Origin of the sequence: Oribacterium sp. HCP3S3_B9, assembly GCF_052064255.1 — a bacterium.
In the GTDB taxonomy this organism is placed as follows: Bacteria; Bacillota; Clostridia; order Lachnospirales; family Lachnospiraceae; genus Oribacterium.
The window spans coordinates 68,537-85,270 of sequence record NZ_JBQHVY010000006.1; the positions used below are offsets into that span (position 1 = coordinate 68,537).

General features: G+C 56.4%; 12 protein-coding genes. 4 read left to right on the top strand and 8 right to left on the bottom strand.

The features are described from left to right. Positions 1-141: 141 nt before the first annotated feature. From ACTNC3_RS05035 to ACTNC3_RS05065, 7 genes are all read right to left on the bottom strand, one after another. Positions 142-900, bottom strand: a complete 759-nt coding sequence (locus ACTNC3_RS05035; protein WP_410044040.1) for an alpha/beta hydrolase family protein — start codon at positions 898-900, stop codon at positions 142-144. A gap of 136 nt (positions 901-1,036) precedes the next feature. Continuing rightward, on the bottom strand, positions 1,037-2,398 hold the full coding sequence (locus tag ACTNC3_RS05040) for an MATE family efflux transporter (RefSeq protein WP_410044041.1): 1,362 nt from the start codon (positions 2,396-2,398) through the stop codon (positions 1,037-1,039). 212 nt (positions 2,399-2,610) lie between these two features. Next, complete coding sequence (locus ACTNC3_RS05045; RefSeq protein ID WP_441226678.1) at positions 2,611-5,208, bottom strand: response regulator; 2,598 nt, start codon at positions 5,206-5,208, stop codon at positions 2,611-2,613. A 148-nt stretch (positions 5,209-5,356) separates the two neighbouring features. Continuing rightward, positions 5,357-7,186, bottom strand: coding sequence for a DUF3298 domain-containing protein (locus ACTNC3_RS05050; protein ID WP_441226679.1), 1,830 nt, complete (start codon positions 7,184-7,186; stop codon positions 5,357-5,359). A 1,253-nt stretch (positions 7,187-8,439) separates the two neighbouring features. Further along, on the bottom strand, positions 8,440-9,465 hold the full coding sequence (locus tag ACTNC3_RS05055) for an NAD(P)H-dependent amine dehydrogenase family protein (protein ID WP_410044044.1): 1,026 nt from the start codon (positions 9,463-9,465) through the stop codon (positions 8,440-8,442). A gap of 111 nt (positions 9,466-9,576) precedes the next feature. After that, a complete protein-coding gene (locus tag ACTNC3_RS05060; RefSeq protein ID WP_410044045.1) occupies positions 9,577-10,416 on the bottom strand; it encodes a MerR family transcriptional regulator in 840 nt (279 codons plus the stop codon). Positions 10,417-10,614: 198 nt separating this feature from the next. Then, entirely contained in the window at positions 10,615-11,544 is a 930-nt protein-coding gene (locus ACTNC3_RS05065) for a LysR family transcriptional regulator (RefSeq protein WP_441226680.1), read from the bottom strand. A gap of 362 nt (positions 11,545-11,906) precedes the next feature. Here ACTNC3_RS05065 and ACTNC3_RS05070 point away from each other — a divergent pair, with 362 nt between their 5' ends. Then, positions 11,907-13,331 carry an aspartate ammonia-lyase gene (locus ACTNC3_RS05070; RefSeq protein WP_441226681.1) on the top strand — a complete coding sequence of 475 codons (1,425 nt, stop codon included), beginning with the start codon at positions 11,907-11,909 and terminating at the stop codon, positions 13,329-13,331. Positions 13,332-13,473: 142 nt separating this feature from the next. Here the strand turns inward: ACTNC3_RS05070 and ACTNC3_RS05075 are convergent, their stop codons facing one another. Continuing rightward, a complete protein-coding gene (locus ACTNC3_RS05075) occupies positions 13,474-14,148 on the bottom strand; it encodes a Crp/Fnr family transcriptional regulator (RefSeq protein ID WP_441226682.1) in 675 nt (224 codons plus the stop codon). 147 nt (positions 14,149-14,295) lie between these two features. Here ACTNC3_RS05075 and ACTNC3_RS05080 point away from each other — a divergent pair, with 147 nt between their 5' ends. The 3 genes from ACTNC3_RS05080 to ACTNC3_RS05090 all read left to right on the top strand — a co-directional run bounded on the left by ACTNC3_RS05080 (position 14,296) and on the right by ACTNC3_RS05090 (position 16,583). After that, entirely contained in the window at positions 14,296-15,015 is a 720-nt protein-coding gene (locus ACTNC3_RS05080) for a 4Fe-4S dicluster domain-containing protein (protein ID WP_441226683.1), read from the top strand. 12 nt (positions 15,016-15,027) lie between these two features. Beyond that, positions 15,028-15,543, top strand: a complete 516-nt coding sequence (locus tag ACTNC3_RS05085; RefSeq protein ID WP_441226684.1) for a hypothetical protein — start codon at positions 15,028-15,030, stop codon at positions 15,541-15,543. A gap of 290 nt (positions 15,544-15,833) precedes the next feature. Next, the gene (locus ACTNC3_RS05090) at positions 15,834-16,583 is read left to right on the top strand and encodes a hypothetical protein (RefSeq protein ID WP_441226685.1); all 750 of its coding nucleotides are present in this window, start codon (positions 15,834-15,836) and stop codon (positions 16,581-16,583) included. Positions 16,584-16,734: the final 151 nt, after the last annotated feature.

Below are 16,734 nucleotides of genomic sequence, written 5' to 3' on the forward strand. Positions count from 1 at the left end.
AACCGCCCATATGCCCAAATTTCATAGAATTTTAAGGAAGTCAAGGAGCGGAGGAATAAGCATCCGCTTATTCCGTAGCGATATCTCACCGGGCTGTGCCCGGTGCCCGCAGGGCTGACGCTGGCCATCCTCAGGCCAGTGTCAGGGAGCGAAGAATTCGATGATCTTCTGGATGGCGAGGTCCATGCAGGCTGGGTTGCTGAAGGGGTGATCAGCGTTTTCGACTTCGATGAGTTCGATGACGTTGTCGTCGCTGAACTTCCGGGTGACCTCGATCGGGGCCATCTCATCCTTCGTGCCGTGGATCATGAGGATGGATTCGGCGTAATCCATGAAGTCGCAGCTGCTGATGTCATGGGCCCGGAGATCGTCGAAGAAGTCTTCGGTGAGTTTGATCTTCCGGTCGAAGCCGCGGAGGATCTCCTTGCCCTTCCGGAGCTTATCCCAGTCCTCCTGGGTGACGCCGGCGGCGATGGAGTCGTACATCTTAATCGCCGGGCAGCGGAAGGCGATGCGTTTAAACGGGTTGTCGCCATGCTCCGCGAGGTAGCGGAGGGTGATGTAGGCACCGAAGCTCGAGGAGTAGTTATAGACGTCCTCGGCGTGCATGGTCTCCCGCACGTAACGGGTGACGAGGTCGAGGTAGGTGCAGCACTCGTCGAGGATCAGCTTGTTGCGGGCGTCTTTTCCGTGGCATGGCCAGTCGAAGCAGACGACGCCGTAGCCGTGGTACTTCGTGGTGAGACGCTCGGCGAATTTCTCGATGGCTTTGTTATCCTTGTTGCCACCGAAGCCGTAGGTCGCGACGACGATGTGCGGGAGGTCATGAAGGTCCTTATTATAGTAGAGCTTGCAGCGAATGCTGAAGCCGGATTCGTTGATGTCGAAGTATTTTTCCATGTTGTGCCTCGAATTTAATTCGTGAAATGGTGTGCGGGCAAGGGGTCTGACCCCACTTCGTCAGGGGTCAGACCCCGGGGTTCCGGCTGAATTCACGTCGTGAAATGGTGTGCAGGAAGGGGCAGACCCCTCTCGATCAGTTCTTCCGGCTCCAGCGGCGGAAGAAGTAGATCGTTTCGAGGATGCAACAGGTGGTCCAGCCGACCGGATAGCCGAAGCCGACGCTGGCCGGTGTGTTCGCGATGAAGCGGGTCATGAAGAAGAGGTAGGTCTGGCGGACGGCGACGAAGCTCAACAGCATGATGATCATCGGGCCGGTGGAGTCGCCACGGCCGCGGAGGGCACCGGCGAGGACGTGGTTCACGCTGTTAAACAGGAGGAAGAACACGTTCTGGCGCAGGAACAGCGTTCCGTAGAAGATGACATCCGGGTCCGGGGTGAAGAGTCCGACGGCTGGTGGGGCGAAAACCCAGAGGAACACGGCGAGGCCGACGTTCAGCATGAGGGTCATCACCACCGACGCCACGGTGCCTTCATTGGCCCGCTTCACCTTCTGGGCGCCGATGTTCTGCGAGACGAAGGTCGTCGAAGCCATGGCCATGCTCTGGATGAAGAGCATGATGAAGGCGTCGAGCTTATTGTAGCTCGTCCAGCCGGCCATGCAGGCCGAACCGAAGTTGTTGATGTAGGACTGGACGAAAACGTTCGAGAACGCGGTGATGACGGACTGGATACCCGCCGGGAGGCCGACCGCCAGGATCTGCCGGAGCATCTTCGGGTCGATGCGGCAGTCGCGGAGGGTCAGGCGGTAGATGTCGTTCGTGCGCAGGAGCAGAAGCAGCGTGAGTCCCGCCGAGATGAACTGCGAGATGATCGTCGCGAGCGCCACGCCGAAGATGCCGAGGTGGAACTGCAGCACGAACAGGAGGTCGAGGCCAATGTTTATGACGGAGGTCAGTACCAGGAAGTACAGTGGGCGGCGCGTATCACCGACCGCACGTAGGATGCCGGAGCCGATGTTGTAGATGAGGAGGCCGGCGATGCCCGCGAAGTAGGTGCGGAGGTAGGTGCTGGCGTCGGCCATGACGTCGTCCGGAGTCGCCATGAAGTTGAGCATGAACGGTACGCCGAGGATACCGATGATGGTGAAGAGCACGCAGCATACGAAGGTGGTGGCCATGGTGGTCTCGATGGAATCATGCAGTCGCTCCATGTTTTTCGCGCCGAAATAGCGGCCGATGATAACACCGGCACCGATCGAGAAGCCGTTGAAGAAGAACACCGCCATGTTGACGATCATCGTGGTCGCGCCGACCGCCGCGAGGGCCTCGGTACTGACGTAGTTGCCGACGACGATCGAGTCGACGGTGTTGTACAGCATCTGGAAGATGTTGCCGAACATCAGCGGCAGCGCGAAAAGCATGATCTCCTTCGCGATGTTGCCCGTCGTCATGTCACGGGTGGTGGTTTTCTTTTTGATAGCGGTACTCTGCTCCATAAATCTCTCCAGTTCATCTACATAAACATACAGGCCATGCTCCCGACCGTACAGGGCATCCTCTGCGATCACTGCGGGTTATCGCCTGCATGTGTCCGGGATATATATGTTCCAACATAAAAGTATGCATACCTATATTGCTATAGATATGCATACTTCCATTTACAACTTATTTACATTATAGCACGATTCGCCGGGCGTTCCATGCTTTTTTACAGCTCGTCCGAGAGCTTCAGCACATCGTTCTCCGACATACACTCACGAAGCGCGCGGATCATGCCCTCCTCGTCGACCGGCTTCGCGAGGTGCCGGTTCATACCAGCGAGACGGCCGTTGATGATGTCGTCGGCGAAGGCATTGGCTGACATCGCGATGATCGGAATCACGCGCGCGTCGCGCCGCTTCATGGCGCGGATCGCACGGGTCGCATCGAGGCCGTTCATGCGCGGCATCATGATGTCCATGTAGATCGCACCGAAGTAGCCCGGGGCGGAGTTCTCGAAGATCTCCACCGCCTCCTGGCCGTCCACCGCCGGCGTCACCTCCATGCCGTGGTTCTCGAGCATGAAGGTCGCGATCTCGCGGTTCAGCTCGTTGTCCTCGACCACCAGCGCGCGGATACCCGCCACCGAAATCTCGTCGAAGTTCTGTTCCTCTGGATGAATCGCGTTCTGCTCGCCGATAGCGAACGGAAGCTCGATCATGACCTTCGTACCGACGCCGAGGGTGCTCTCGATCTTCATCTGGCCGCCCATGCGATCGACCAGCTGCTTCGTGATCGCGAGGCCGAGGCCGGCCCCCTGGTACTGCGTCCGGCTCGTCTCTTCACCCTGTGTGAACGCCATGCCGACGCGCTGCAGCGTCTCCTCGCTCATGCCGCAGCCCTGATCCTCACAGTAGAAGCGGAACACCGCCTTCTGCGGTGCCGCTTCCGAGGCTGATGTCTCTGCCCCGGCGTTCGTCACCTCCCTGCCCGAAGCCGGGGTGTCCTGCGCAGTGACGGTACCGGCGGCGGAAACATCGCCCCCGGCCTGTGCGGTGTCCGTCACCTCCTCACCCCAGACGCGGATCGTCGTGCCCGGCTCGCTGAACTTGATAGCGTTATCCACGATGTTTGTAAGGATACGGCTGAGGTACACCGGATTTCCACGCAGGGCCGGATGCCGGATGTCGCCGCGATTCCAGTCGATCTGATACTGTATGCCCTTCTTCTCTGCCTTCGTCAGTGCCTGCTGATTTACGCGAACGAGCAGATCGACGAGATCGAAGTCGAGGCTCCGCTCCTCGATTTCACCGCTCGCGAGCTTGTTCATATCGAGGATATCATTCACGAGGGACACGAGGTACTGGAGCGTCTCCCTCTCCCGCGCCCGGATCTTCGTCAGCATCTCGAGGTCCCTCGGATACTGCTCCGCGAGGTTCACGAGACCGATCACACCGTTCAGCGGTGTCCGGATGTCGTGGCTCATATTCGACAGGAAGCGGGCCTTCATCTCACCTTCCCGCTTCGCCGCATCCGCCTGGTAGACGAGGTCGAGCTCCCGTCGCTTCACATCACTGATGCTTCGCACCGCACAGAGCACGTGGGTGACACGCCCTGTCTCATCCCGCTTCTTCACGAGTAAGGACAGGCGATGCCAGCTGCCGTCGACCATCTTATACTCGGTGTCGAGGATGTCGTCGTGCGCCATGCGCTCCGGGATGCTCGAGAGGTCCATAAATGTCTTCACTGCCGCACGGTACTCCGGTGCCACCAGTACGTCGCATACCTTCCGAAGCCCTGCCGTCGCCGTCTTTTCGGTCTGCGCGATGTCCTGCGCACGGCCTCGATCGCTGATCTTCTCTGCGCGATCCTGGAGGAGGTCGATCCGCACGATGGTCGTGTAGGCCTTCGAAATCGCCGAGATGATCTCATAGCGAAGCTGCGCCTCATCGAGTGCCGTCTTCAGCTTCTGCTGTACCGCCTTTTCCCGCTCCATGATGCCGTCGATGCAGCGGAAGCCGATCAGCGCATGCATCTTACCCTGTGCGTCATACGTCCGCACGATCTGCGCCTCGAAGTAGCGGTGCCCGTCCGGTGTCGGCACGCTCTCATAGTGTCCGGTCACACGCGGCTGCTCCGACAGCAGCTTCCGGATATTCGCCACACGGAGCCATGACCGGAATCTTTCCCGCTCTTTTGGATAGAGATAAGTCTCCACATAGCGATCCGTAAATGCATCAAAATCGGTATAATCCCGGTCCATCAGGCGACTGGCATTGGAGCCGGATGCGATATGCAGAGCGTTGAAGGTCCCGGTGTCGACATTGACCTGATATACGGCGGTGTAGTCCGTACAGAGCTGGTCGAGCACCTTCTTCTCGTTTGCGAGTTGCTGGTACATCTCCTGCAGCTGCCGGTTCTGGCGCTCCTTCTCGACGATCTCCTGCTGGATGTTGTTGAGAATGCACATGCAGTAGCCGGTCTTCCCGGTCGGCAGCGCCTCGACGCGGAGGTAGGTACCGGTCTGCTGCGATACGATGTCGAACGCCTGGTAGGTATCCTCATAAGCTGCCCGGTAGTAGTACGGCAGCCACTCGCGGCTGCTGTTCGGACGCAGCTCGAAGTAGCTCTTTCCGCGAAGTGCCTCCGGCGTCGTCCCCTCTGCCCGCGCCAGCGCAGGATTACAGTAGTCGAAGCACCAGTCGTACGGTGCCCCGGCCTCGTTCAGCAGCACATGCATCACACAGATCCCGTGCGGACTCCGATCGTTGATGTCTATATTCCAGAGGTGACGCTCATCTGTCGTCTCTGCTCGCTTATTTTCCATGGTGGTTTCCTCTGCTCTGATCACGAAGTTTCATGTGTAAATAATAAAATACAGGCAGATGCGTGTCAAACATGTATGGATTTTTAACAATATAGACAGGATCAGAAGTTACTGTTCACTCGTGGCTCGGCGGACAGCAGCCACTTCCTCATCCTGCATACATGATGCCTTCGAATAGGCTGTCTTCTTCGACGCCGTTTACGTGGTACGGCCAGCCGTCGGAGTGATCGACGTGAACGCGGTAGATCGGCTTCGTGAGGTTGATGTGGTCGGTACTCCGATTCGCGATCTGGAAGTACTTCCACTCGCTTTCATCGTTGATTCCGAGGGCCGATGCGTCGATCGTCTGGAGATCCACGAAGGTCTCACCGTCGGTGCGCATGTCGAAGAGGTAGGTTCCGGCCGGAACGGTCTTCGTGCCGGTCTTTTTTCCGCTCGCGTCGACGACGTCGAGCTTCAGATCCTTTTTCGCGCGGATAGCGAAGCTGGTCAGAATCGTGTAGAGCTCGTCATTCGCAGCCGGATAGCCATCGGTACCGACATGGCAGGATCGATAGCCGTTCGTCGTCCCGAGGACTTCGAGACGACGTGAAAGCACGACATCGGAAGGATCGGTGAATGCCGGTCCACGAAGGCAGCTCGTATCATAGCTGTCGCCCTCGTCCCAGGTATAGTCAACGCCACCCAGGCCTGCATTTTCGGTGCGGCTTTCATCGAGGCTCTTTGTATCCACATCCACGACCTCCAGCATCGAATAGTCATTTTCAGCAGACGAGAAGGTATAGAGGTAGTGCTTTCCGCCGGCAACCACGATATAGCTGTCCGAAGAGTAGCTGTAGCCCTCCGGGCGGATGCGGGTGTTGCCGATCACGTACTCCCGGGCGTAGCTTCCGTACTCGTCGTTGTAGTCGAAGTCCACGTCGATCGCCACACGCTTCCCGTCGCCTGCATTGGCCTCATACGAACGGGCCGGAAGCAGCGGGATGACGTAGTCCGCGCAGGTGTCGAGGTACTTCGCAGCGAAAAGCTCCGGTGCCTCGTCAAAGTAAATGCTGACTTCCTGCGCACCGTCCGCGTAGGTGCCGAGGACGTACGGCGCGAAGAAAAGGGTAATGCTTTCGGAATCCATGATCCATGGCGTGCTCGCATACTCCTCATCCCCGAGGGTTGCGAGGTACTCGCCCGCGTTCGTCAGCATATACGAGTCGTTTGCGTACTTCTCTTCGAACTTGTCGCGCACGAGCTCGATGAATTTGTCCTTCTTCGACACCACATCGGAGAGCTTCAGCTCCCGGCCACTCGCCACATCATAGTTCAGTCCGTAACTGTAGTAGTAACCGTGCGCGCCGCCATGATAATCCTCGAAGCTACAGAGTACGCTCACGATTCTGGAATCCGCGCGCATCACATGCGGCTTGACGCTCTCACTCATATGGCCCTCGTAATCGCTCCATTCAGCGGTCAGCTCCTGGTACTCCGTGGAGAGATCCGCGATCGACTTCTGTGCGCGGGCGGTTTCGTCCTTCGCCGCCTGCACGAGGGCACGCTGGAGCGCCGGATACTGCTTCGCCGTCTCTGCATCCAGCTCGAGCGTGAAGTAGTCGTACTGCGCCATCGTCGCATAGCTGTCCGGTTTGCAGGCGCTCAGACTGCGCTCTGCCACCGTGAGCGGAATGTGCTGCACGCCCTGCGCGTCGCCCTGGCCTGACGCATCTGTGCCGGTACCATCTTGTTTTCCTGTGGTGTCGCCCGCTGCATCCTGCCCGTTTCCGGAAGCATCATTCACGGCGCCTGGCCCCTTTTGGGAAGCATCCTCATCTGCGCCCGGATTCTGCCCCGTCGCATCCGCTGTTTCTGTCGCCTCGACCACGGTCGGACCTTCCGTCGCTGCCGGATTCTTCTTCGATCCTGAACATGCCGACAGTGAGATCGCCATCATCATAAGCCCCAGCCCGAAGGCAATGTCTCTCTTTCTCATCCGTCACCTCCTCGGTGCCTGTATGGCACGCTCTTCTGTTGGAAGTCCGCGCACGGAAGCGAAGACCTCCCGGTGCCTGCATGGCACCCTCACGTACAGTTGTAAAATCTACTTATATCATATCAGATTTAAGCCTGGATGTGCGAAATACTGCGGATTTCTCGCTTGCAGGAGGCATAGTTTCGGCAGACGCAGACGACGATCGACATGATTCGGTGATTTACGATTTTGTGTATATGAAAGTTGCGCTCGAAGCCGGACCCAGAAGAGAAACTATACACGGAAGGGCTTTTTCAGAAATCGTGTCTATGAAAATAACGCTCTGAAACCAGATTCAGGAGAGAAACTATACACGGAAGCACTTTTTCAGAAATCGTGTCTGTAAAAATCGGAATCAGATGCTGATTTTCGCTGTCAATCGCCGATTAAATATACACGATTTAAGAAAAAGAACGTCCGTGTCTATTTTACCTGTCGATTTTCGATTTCAGGCAGGAAATCCATATACACGATTTTCGAAAAAAGCATCGCGTGTCCAGTCGTATCTAATCCACTTCGATTTTGAAAATACTGGATATGTTTTTGGGCTGAAAAAGTCGACGACAGCTGCAAACCATCCAATCCTTGGCGATTTCAGAAATACTGGATATTGAAAGCCTTGTTTCCTAAGGGGGCTTCGCCTTCATGTATCCAGCTTTAAAAAAAAGAAAGAATATTGGATATGCGCGCGAAGAAATGCTTCCCTAAAGCCTGAAATCCATATCCACTATTTTTGAAATCAAGGATTATTCGATAGTACGCTTTTAAGCGTATGTCTGATTTCACAGAAAACCATCCAATAAGTGGCCTTTTCTGAAATTGTGGATATTTCCGATCCGTGCGCATAAGTAATCAAAGCTACGCAAACTATCCACGATTTCAGAATCCGCCCATTATTGGATAGTGTCCTTGATTTTCATGTATTTCGGCCGGCTCGTCCATGCAAATTTCCTGGCCGCGCGCGGTGGTTTGCCGGAAATCGAGCAGCATTCCCGCGCGGCGTCGCCAGATACCCACACTCTCTGCACCAAAAAGGGCGGTCGCAATCGTGCGGCCGCCCCCATAAGGCTGAATCTTCTATTCAGGATGATTTCTTGTCAGATAACGGACTCCACCGGACAGGCACAGGTCTGCCACGAAATCCTGCGTATCACCACATCTGATGAACATCCTGCTTCACTTCAATTTATCCGATGCACTTCCTGATCACTTCATCAGATATAATACTCCATCGGGTAGGTGAGGTATGCGTTCGGGTCGAACTGGTCGACGGTGACATAACCTGCCGGTGCGTTCAGGAGCTGCGGGAGACGGTTTACGATGGTCGCGCAGGTGTGCTCGACGGTTGCCGGCTTCACTACGTGGAACTCGGTATCCGGCTCGCCGGAGATCTTCCAGTCACACATATCACCGTCGTCCGGTCCGTAAACCTTACCGATGGTCTCCTCCTCTACGATGATGCCCTGCATGGTCTCGATCGTTACGACTGCAGACATACCGATGCACTTTCCCGCCTCGATGGTCTTGCCGAGGGTCTCGGAATAGATGTCGTGGTCGATGATGTACGGTACATGCTTCTGTGTGATCGACTTGATCGTCAGACCAAGCTTGTTACAGATGGCCTCACTCGCGTTCCATGCGTAGGACGGCTCAAATGCTGCCGGATGCGCGATCTGCGCCTCGAACTCTTCCTTCGTAAGATCACAGCCGTGTGCCTTCGCGAGTGCGAGTCCGTACTCGTCGACATTGTAGCTGTATGCTCCCTTGATCTTCGTGATCTTATGCATGCCACCTGCGACCAGACCGACGATATTGATCCAGAAAATATCCTGCATGCCGCTGCCCGCGATGGTGCAGCCGGTCTCCTTCGCCAGCGCATCGAGTCTGTTAATCTGTGCCGCTGCCGTGGTCCACGGATAAATCGCCTCCTCACAGGTGGTGATAACATTGATGCCACGTGCCACGCACTTCTCTACATGATCATAGATATCGTTGATGAAGCTGAACAGCGTCACGATCGCCACATCTGCATCGCACTCATCGAGCACCTTATCGGCGTCGTTCGAGATGAGGATGCCGGTCTTCAGACCGAGCCCCGCGAAATCACCGATATCCATGCCCACCACAGCCGGATTCACATCGATCGCACCTACGATCTGTGCGCCATGCTCATACAGATAGCGGATGATGTACTTCGCCATCTTACCACAGCCATACTGAACGACCTTAATCTTCTCCATATCTTCCTCCTTTGCAGACCCTGTGGGTCTCATCAAACACGAACTTTTCTGATATCTCCACTATAAGGTCTGCGGTCGGAAGAGAGTCAAGCAGATTATGTTTGTTAATTATCAAACAAAACGTACAGGCACCTGGAGGCGCATGAACATGCTGCGCTTCTCTGAGTCGAAGACGTTGAACTCGGTGATGATCTCGCAGATGTAGTCGCCGTCGAGGATCCAGCCCTGCGCGCGGCAGTGGTCGCGGAGCTTCAGCGCGTATGCGATCTCCTCGTCGAAGGAATCGAGGTAGATGCAGGCGAACATACCGCTGTCGAGGACCTTCACGCCCGGCACGATGTCCCGGTCCTTGTGGTCCACGAAGACGAAGCTCTCCTCCGGGACGAAACGGCCCTCCTCGAAGTTCGCCAGCGTGATTGAGGTGCCGACATTATACGAGTGGACGTGGAGGAAGCCCTTCTTCACGAGCTCCTGTCGAAGCCCCATCAGCTCTTCCTCGAAGGAATCCGCGTCCATCGCATAGAAATTGTGGCGGCACGGGCGCCCATAGGTATAGCGGCGATCAATGTACTCGAGCGACACCGTGCCGTTCGTCGGCGACTTCCGGTACTTCTCGATCGACGCGATCGCGCGCTCCACGGCGGCATGCCGCGACTTCAGCTCCCGCATCTGCTCATGCAGCTGTTCGTTTTTCTTCACCAGCAGCGTCTCGATCAGCGTGATATCCTCCTTCTCGAGGATGTTCTGGATCTCGGACAGACTCATCCCGAGCTCCTTCATATACGCGATCATATCGAGCCGCGCGTTCTGCGTGATGTCGTAGTAGCGGTAGCCCGTCTTCGGGTCCGTCCGCCGCGGCTTCAGCAGATTCATCTCATCGTAGAGCCGAAGCGTCGCCACCGTGATGCCATTCATCTCTGCCATCCGACCGATGCTCACCAGATTATTCATGCGTCACCTCCTGCTTCCGCCAATGTCTCCGGCGTGACCTCATCACGTCGCCTCCGGTTTCGCCCCCGGCGGTCTCCTGAAACTCTGTTCCAGGATGAGAGTTTTCGTCGATATCCACCACCAGCTTACCACGCACTCCGGCGAAATGTAAGCCTGCAGGCATGGTAAGCGCTTTAAAATGAAATCATGCCTACAGCTTCAGATCATCTCCAGGAACGCGGCAAGTGCCCGCGACACGTAGCGGTTCTTCTTATAATAGAAGCTGATCTGGCGGACGGAGTCACGGTTTTCGAGTTTATAGAAGAGGAGGTTTTTCGCCTTCGGGACGTTCTGGATCAGGGAGTCGCCGACGAAGGCGATGCCCATGCCGTAGCAGGCGAGGTTGTACGCGGTGATCTGCTGGTCGAGCTCGAGTCGGATCTTCGGACTGAAGTGGTTCTCCCGGCAGATCGTCATGGCGCGCTCACGTGTGTCGTTCCGCTCATGCAGCAGCAGGAAAGGGTCGTCGCGGAAGACATGCATCGGTACCGGGGTCCGCTCGGCCGCGAGGTGATGTCCGGCCTTTATGTCCGCCGCGGTCAATGCATAAGGCACGACTTCCATGTTCGACGCGAAGTCCACCGGCACCGCCATGAGGAGATGGTCCTCCTGGATCACCTTCCGATCGAAAACGAGCGAATCGAGCTCACTGTTGTCGAGGAGCAGATCTAGGGTGCCCGCCGACAGCTTCTCCGTCAGCTCACCCGTCGAGCCTTCGACGAGGGTGATATGAATCGACGGATAGCTCGCCGTAAAGCGACTGAGGATCGGCGGCAGTACATACGATACGAAGAAATTCGTCCCGCCGATACTGAGCGCGCCATGCCGGAGCTCCGTGAGGTCACGCACATAGCTCTCGAAGCTGTTCTCCGCATCCATGATACGCTCCACCGCACGGATGTACTCCTGCCCAACCTCAGTGAGATGAATCGGGTTCGTGCTCCGGTCGAAAATCGGCGCATCGATCCTCTCCTCCTCCTTTTTCACCGCCGCACTGAGCGACGGCTGACTGATAAAGAGCTTCTGCGCCGCACGGGAAAAGCTCATCTCCTTATAAACCTCATAGATATAGCGCATCGACTGGAACATATATCCTCCACTTCCTGCCTGGCACCACCGTTTGGCGACACGTCCATCATTACGGGTGGGACCATCCTCCACTATCTGCCCGGCACCACCGCGTCCCGGACGGACGACGAACTGTCCGGCAGACGACATTGGCCTGCCCAGGACGATGGCCGGTCTGGGCTGCAGACGCCCTGCAAAGCGCGGCACATTATAGTCCGCAGGCTATAATACAGTTCGTCATATAAGTATTTGAAAATAACATAACACGAAGCTATAGTGAAGACAAGAAGATAAGCCGCAGAAGCGGCATGTGATAAGCACCAGAACATCATCGAAGCGGCCGCGGATATGCCACTTCAGCATCATTCAGGGAGGATATACACATGGCAGCTGTAAATTCAAATTTCCGTTCCGAACACGATTCCATCGGCGATCGCACCGTCCCGAAGGACGCGTACTATGGCGTCCAGTCACTTCGTGCTTCCGAGAACTTCCACATCACCGGACTGAAGATGCATCCGGAAATCATCAACTCCATCGTAGAAATCAAGAAGGCCTCCGCCATCACGAACCTCGAGATCGGTCTCCTCGACAAGAAGGTCGCGGACGCTATCGTACAGGCCTGTGACGAGATCGTCGCCGGCGAGTTCCGCGACGCCTTCATCGTCGACCCGATCCAGGGCGGCGCAGGCACGAGCCTCAACATGAACGCGAACGAGGTCATCGCGAACCGTGCGATCGAGATCCTCGGCGGTGAAAAGGGCGACTACTCCCTCGTAAATCCAAACGACCACGTAAACTGCGGTCAGTCCACGAACGACGTCTTCCCATCCGCCGGTAAGATCGCCGTGCTCAAGCTCCTCATCAAGGCACAGATCCAGCTGCAGCGTCTCTATAAGGCGCTCTCTGATAAGGCTGAGGAGTTCGATGATGTCCTGAAGATGGGCCGCACTCAGCTGCAGGACGCGGTCCCGATTCGACTCGGACAGGAGTTCCGGGCCTACAGTGAGGCCGTACGTCGAGATATCGCCCGCCTGGAGCGTGCACAGGACGAGATGCGCTGTCTGAACATGGGCGGCACCGCCGTCGGCACGGGTATCAATGCGGACGAGATGTATCTCCGCCGCATCGTACCGAATCTCTCCATGGTCACCGGCCTCCAGCTCGTGCAGGCCTTCAACCTCGTGGACGCCACCCAGAACCTCGACGGTTTCGTGGCCGTCTCCGGTGCCGTCAAGACCTGCGCCGTCAACCTCTCGAAGATGTGTAACGACCTGCGTCTCATGTCCTCCGGTCCGCGCTGCGGCTTCAACGAGATCAACCTTCCGGCGAAGCAGAACGGCTCCTCGATCATGCCGGGCAAGGTGAATCCGGTCATCCCGGAGGTCGTGAATCAGGTGGCCTTCAACATCATGGGCAACGACTTCACCATCACCATGGCAGCCGAGGGCGGTCAGCTCGAGCTCAATGCCTTCGAGCCGATCATCTTCTGGAACCTCACCCATGAAGTGGAGTTCCTTACGTACGCGGTGAACACCCTGACCGACAACTGTATCGTCGGCATCACCGCAAACCGCGAGCGCTGCCAGAGCTACGTCGACCACTCCGTCGGCATCATCACCGCCCTGACCCCGCACATCGGCTACGAGCACGCCGCCGACATCGCGAAGGAAGCGATCCGCACCGGTGCCTCCGTGAAGGACCTCATCCTCCAGAAGGGCATCCTCACCCAGGAGAACATCGGCAAGATCCTCGACACCCACGCCATGACCAGCCCAGGCATCTCCGCGAAGGAGCTGCTGGAGTAATCCATGAACTATACGAATCCCCCTGTTCACAACCGAACAGGGGGATTTTATGCCGCGGAAATTAATGGGGTCTGACCCCATTAATTTTTTCTAAACAAAATCTAAACTGAAGTTTATGGGGTCAGACCCCCTTACGAAATTCTTAAGATGCGCTGCCGACGATCAGCTCGAAGTGCCGGCGATTCGTTTTGAGAATGCCTTCCTTCTGCAGCTTCGAGAGTTCCACGGACATGGCGGCGCGGTCCACGCAGAGATAGTCGGCGAGCTGCTGCCGATCGAAGGGGATGTCAAAGGAGAGCGAGGCCTGCCGGACGGATTCAGAGGAAAGATACGACAGGAGCTTCTCCCGGGTAGAGCGTTTGCTGACGTGCGTGATCTTATCATTGAAGACCAGCAGCCGGTTCGCCAGCACGCTGACCAGATTTCGAATCAGCTTCTGGTGATGGTCGCAGGCGGTCGGGCAGCTCGTCAGAAGGCGCTTCACATTCAGAAAGAGAAGCGTACAATCGTCCTCGGCGACAGCATTGACGTTCAGAACCGTGCCGGACGTCGCCGCATAGGGTTCTCCGAAAAAGTCCCCCGCCGTGCACTTCGAGAGGATATTCCGGTGCCCCCAGAGGTCCTCCTGGAGGATAAGCACCGAGCCGGACAGCACGAGACCCATGACCTCCGTCGTGTCGCCCGCGCGCAGGATATACGCGCCCCGCGGACGGGTGACCGTGGACGCCTGCACACAGTGAAGAATCGACAGAATCTCATCATCTCGCATGCCGTTAAAAAATGGACAGCTCCGTAGTATCGGTAAATATTTCTGCATTGCCCCTCCGATTTGTTTGAAATCAAACATACAATTCCGCTTAAATATACTATGATCGGGTTACAAACGCAAAATCATCTTCGATGCCGGGCCAATGTCTCCATCGGGATGATGAAATCTGGTTTACATAAAACGGAGGATGACGAGATGATACGAAAGCTTATTCATATCGATGAGGATAAATGCAACGGCTGTGGAATCTGTGCCAGTGCCTGCCATGAGGGCGCGATCGGCATCGTGGATGGGAAAGCGAAGCTCCTGAGAGACGACTACTGTGACGGCATGGGCGACTGCCTGCCGACCTGCCCGACGGGCGCGATCAGCTTCGAGGAGCGTGAGGCCGCGGCGTACGATGAGGCGGCGGTTCAGGAAAACAAGAAGAAAAAGGAGCTGCAGGAAAAGATGAAGCATATGCACGAGGGCGGCTGCCCGGGCTCCAGAGTCCGCATGATGCAGCATGCAGAGGAAGCAGAAGCGACCACCGGCAGTCACATGAAGGCCGTATCTCAGCTTCGGAACTGGCCGGTACAGATTAAGCTTGCGCCGGTGAATGCGCCGTATTTCGATGGTGCGAAGCTGCTGATCGCCGCCGACTGTACTGCGTATGCCTACGCAGACTTCCACCATGAATTTATCCGTGGTAAGGTCGCACTGGTGGGCTGCCCGAAGCTCGATGATGTCGATTACAGCGAAAAGCTGACAGAGATCATCCGGAACAACGACATCCAGAGCGTGACCATCGTCCGTATGGAGGTGCCATGCTGCGGCGGTCTCGAAATGGCTGCGAAGAAGGCACTGCAGGCCAGCGGAAAGTTCATCCCATGGCAGGTGGTCACGATCAGCATCGACGGAAAGATCCTGGACTGAGCGGGGTGCATTATGGCAGAGAAAAACGATGTGACCGTCCGCTTGCAGGATGTGTTGACCGGCGCACTGATCGGTCTCGCGAGAGCCATCGATGATCCGGCGGTCGCTTCCGCTGAAACATGGACGATCATGACGGAAGGACTGATGGCCACCGCGCCCGATGCCTGCCTCAGCGATGCCGCCCTCGAAACGCTGATACAGAACGTCCGCGCAGAGAAAGCCCGGCTCGCGCCAGGGTGCAGCCAGTGCATGGCACCATGCGGCAGAACCGCCGACTATGATATGCAGGCGCTGTGGACCGCTGAAGAAGAGGTCCGCGCGCTCAAGCTTCGCATCCTCACCGACCTCCGTGAAATAGCAGCGCATATCACTCACGCACATGCGCAACAGGACGAAAAAACCGACGTGTACCCGCTCCTCTCCGAAGCACTGTTTAAAATCGGTTATGACGAAAGTGTAGACGCGCTGCTGACTACGGTACGCAAAGTCGAGGAAACGAAGCGAAACTTAAGAATTTCGCAGGTCTGACCCCATTAACTTTATGAAACGCAAATTGAGCCGAATATCAGCTTTCGTCTCATTCGAATGAGACGAAAAGCGAAATGCGTTGCATCTGGCATGAAGATTAAAACTTAATGTAGTCAGAACTCATAAACTTGCCGATCATTTTCGTGGCCTCACGAAAATGATCGTACGCCCCTCTCTTTCCTATCGTCCCATCGCCGATTTGTATTTTACCTCCGCCTGAAAACATGGTAAGTTTGTTGTAGATACACCATGTTCGTGAATATAAGCGTACACTCAGAAAGGAGGCTTTTATGAAACGAAAGATGAAATTTTTTGCGGCGCTGCTCGCCTGCGCGATGACGATCAGTCCGATCGCGGCCGTGGCGGGACAGTGGGTGCCGATGGGCCAGGACTGGGCCTACATGACCGACGACGGCGATTTCGCGAAGAACTGCTGGCTGTGGCTCGATGAGAACCACGACCAGAAGGCAGAGCTCTATCACTTCGATGCGAACGGCATGATGTCGAAGCAGACGATGCTCACCCTGAACGGGGATGGCGAGACCCTCTGCATCAATATCGACGAAAACGGTATCGCAAACTTCTACGCCTACAGCGCCGGCGCATCCTGGTATACGAGCGACATGATCTACCCGGTCCTCATGCCAGCGTATGCGATCCACATGGCGAACGGCCAGTACTGCTACTACCTGCCGGACGGCGTTCCGTATTACAACTTCGCCGAAGTGAAGGACTCGTATATCAGTGAGCTGACGGACTATGGCCCATGCTATGCGGCGGACGCCTTCATCCCGATCTATCACCAGGGCAGTGCCCCGGGCGTCTGGGAACCGATGGAGTGCGGCATCATCACGAACGCCCGCTTCGCGAAGAACTGCCTCGTAACCGTGAGCTATTATGTTGGTCCGGGCGATAACTACGATGACGTGATGTCGATCTCCGACTTCCTCGCCCGCCATATCGACTACAACTATATGAGCGTAAGCGCGACGGATGCAAACGGCTATATCACCGCCTGCACCATGATGGCGGTAGAATAACCCCGCGGTGCCCCGGCCTGTCCACAGCGACACACCGTCATCCCCCTGGCGGTCAGCTCAGCTGAATCCCCACCGAAATTGGGTCTCCAAACTTATTGAGGGGTTGCGTTTTTAAGGGTTTGGTTTGAGGGGCTTAAAGTAAAGTGTACCC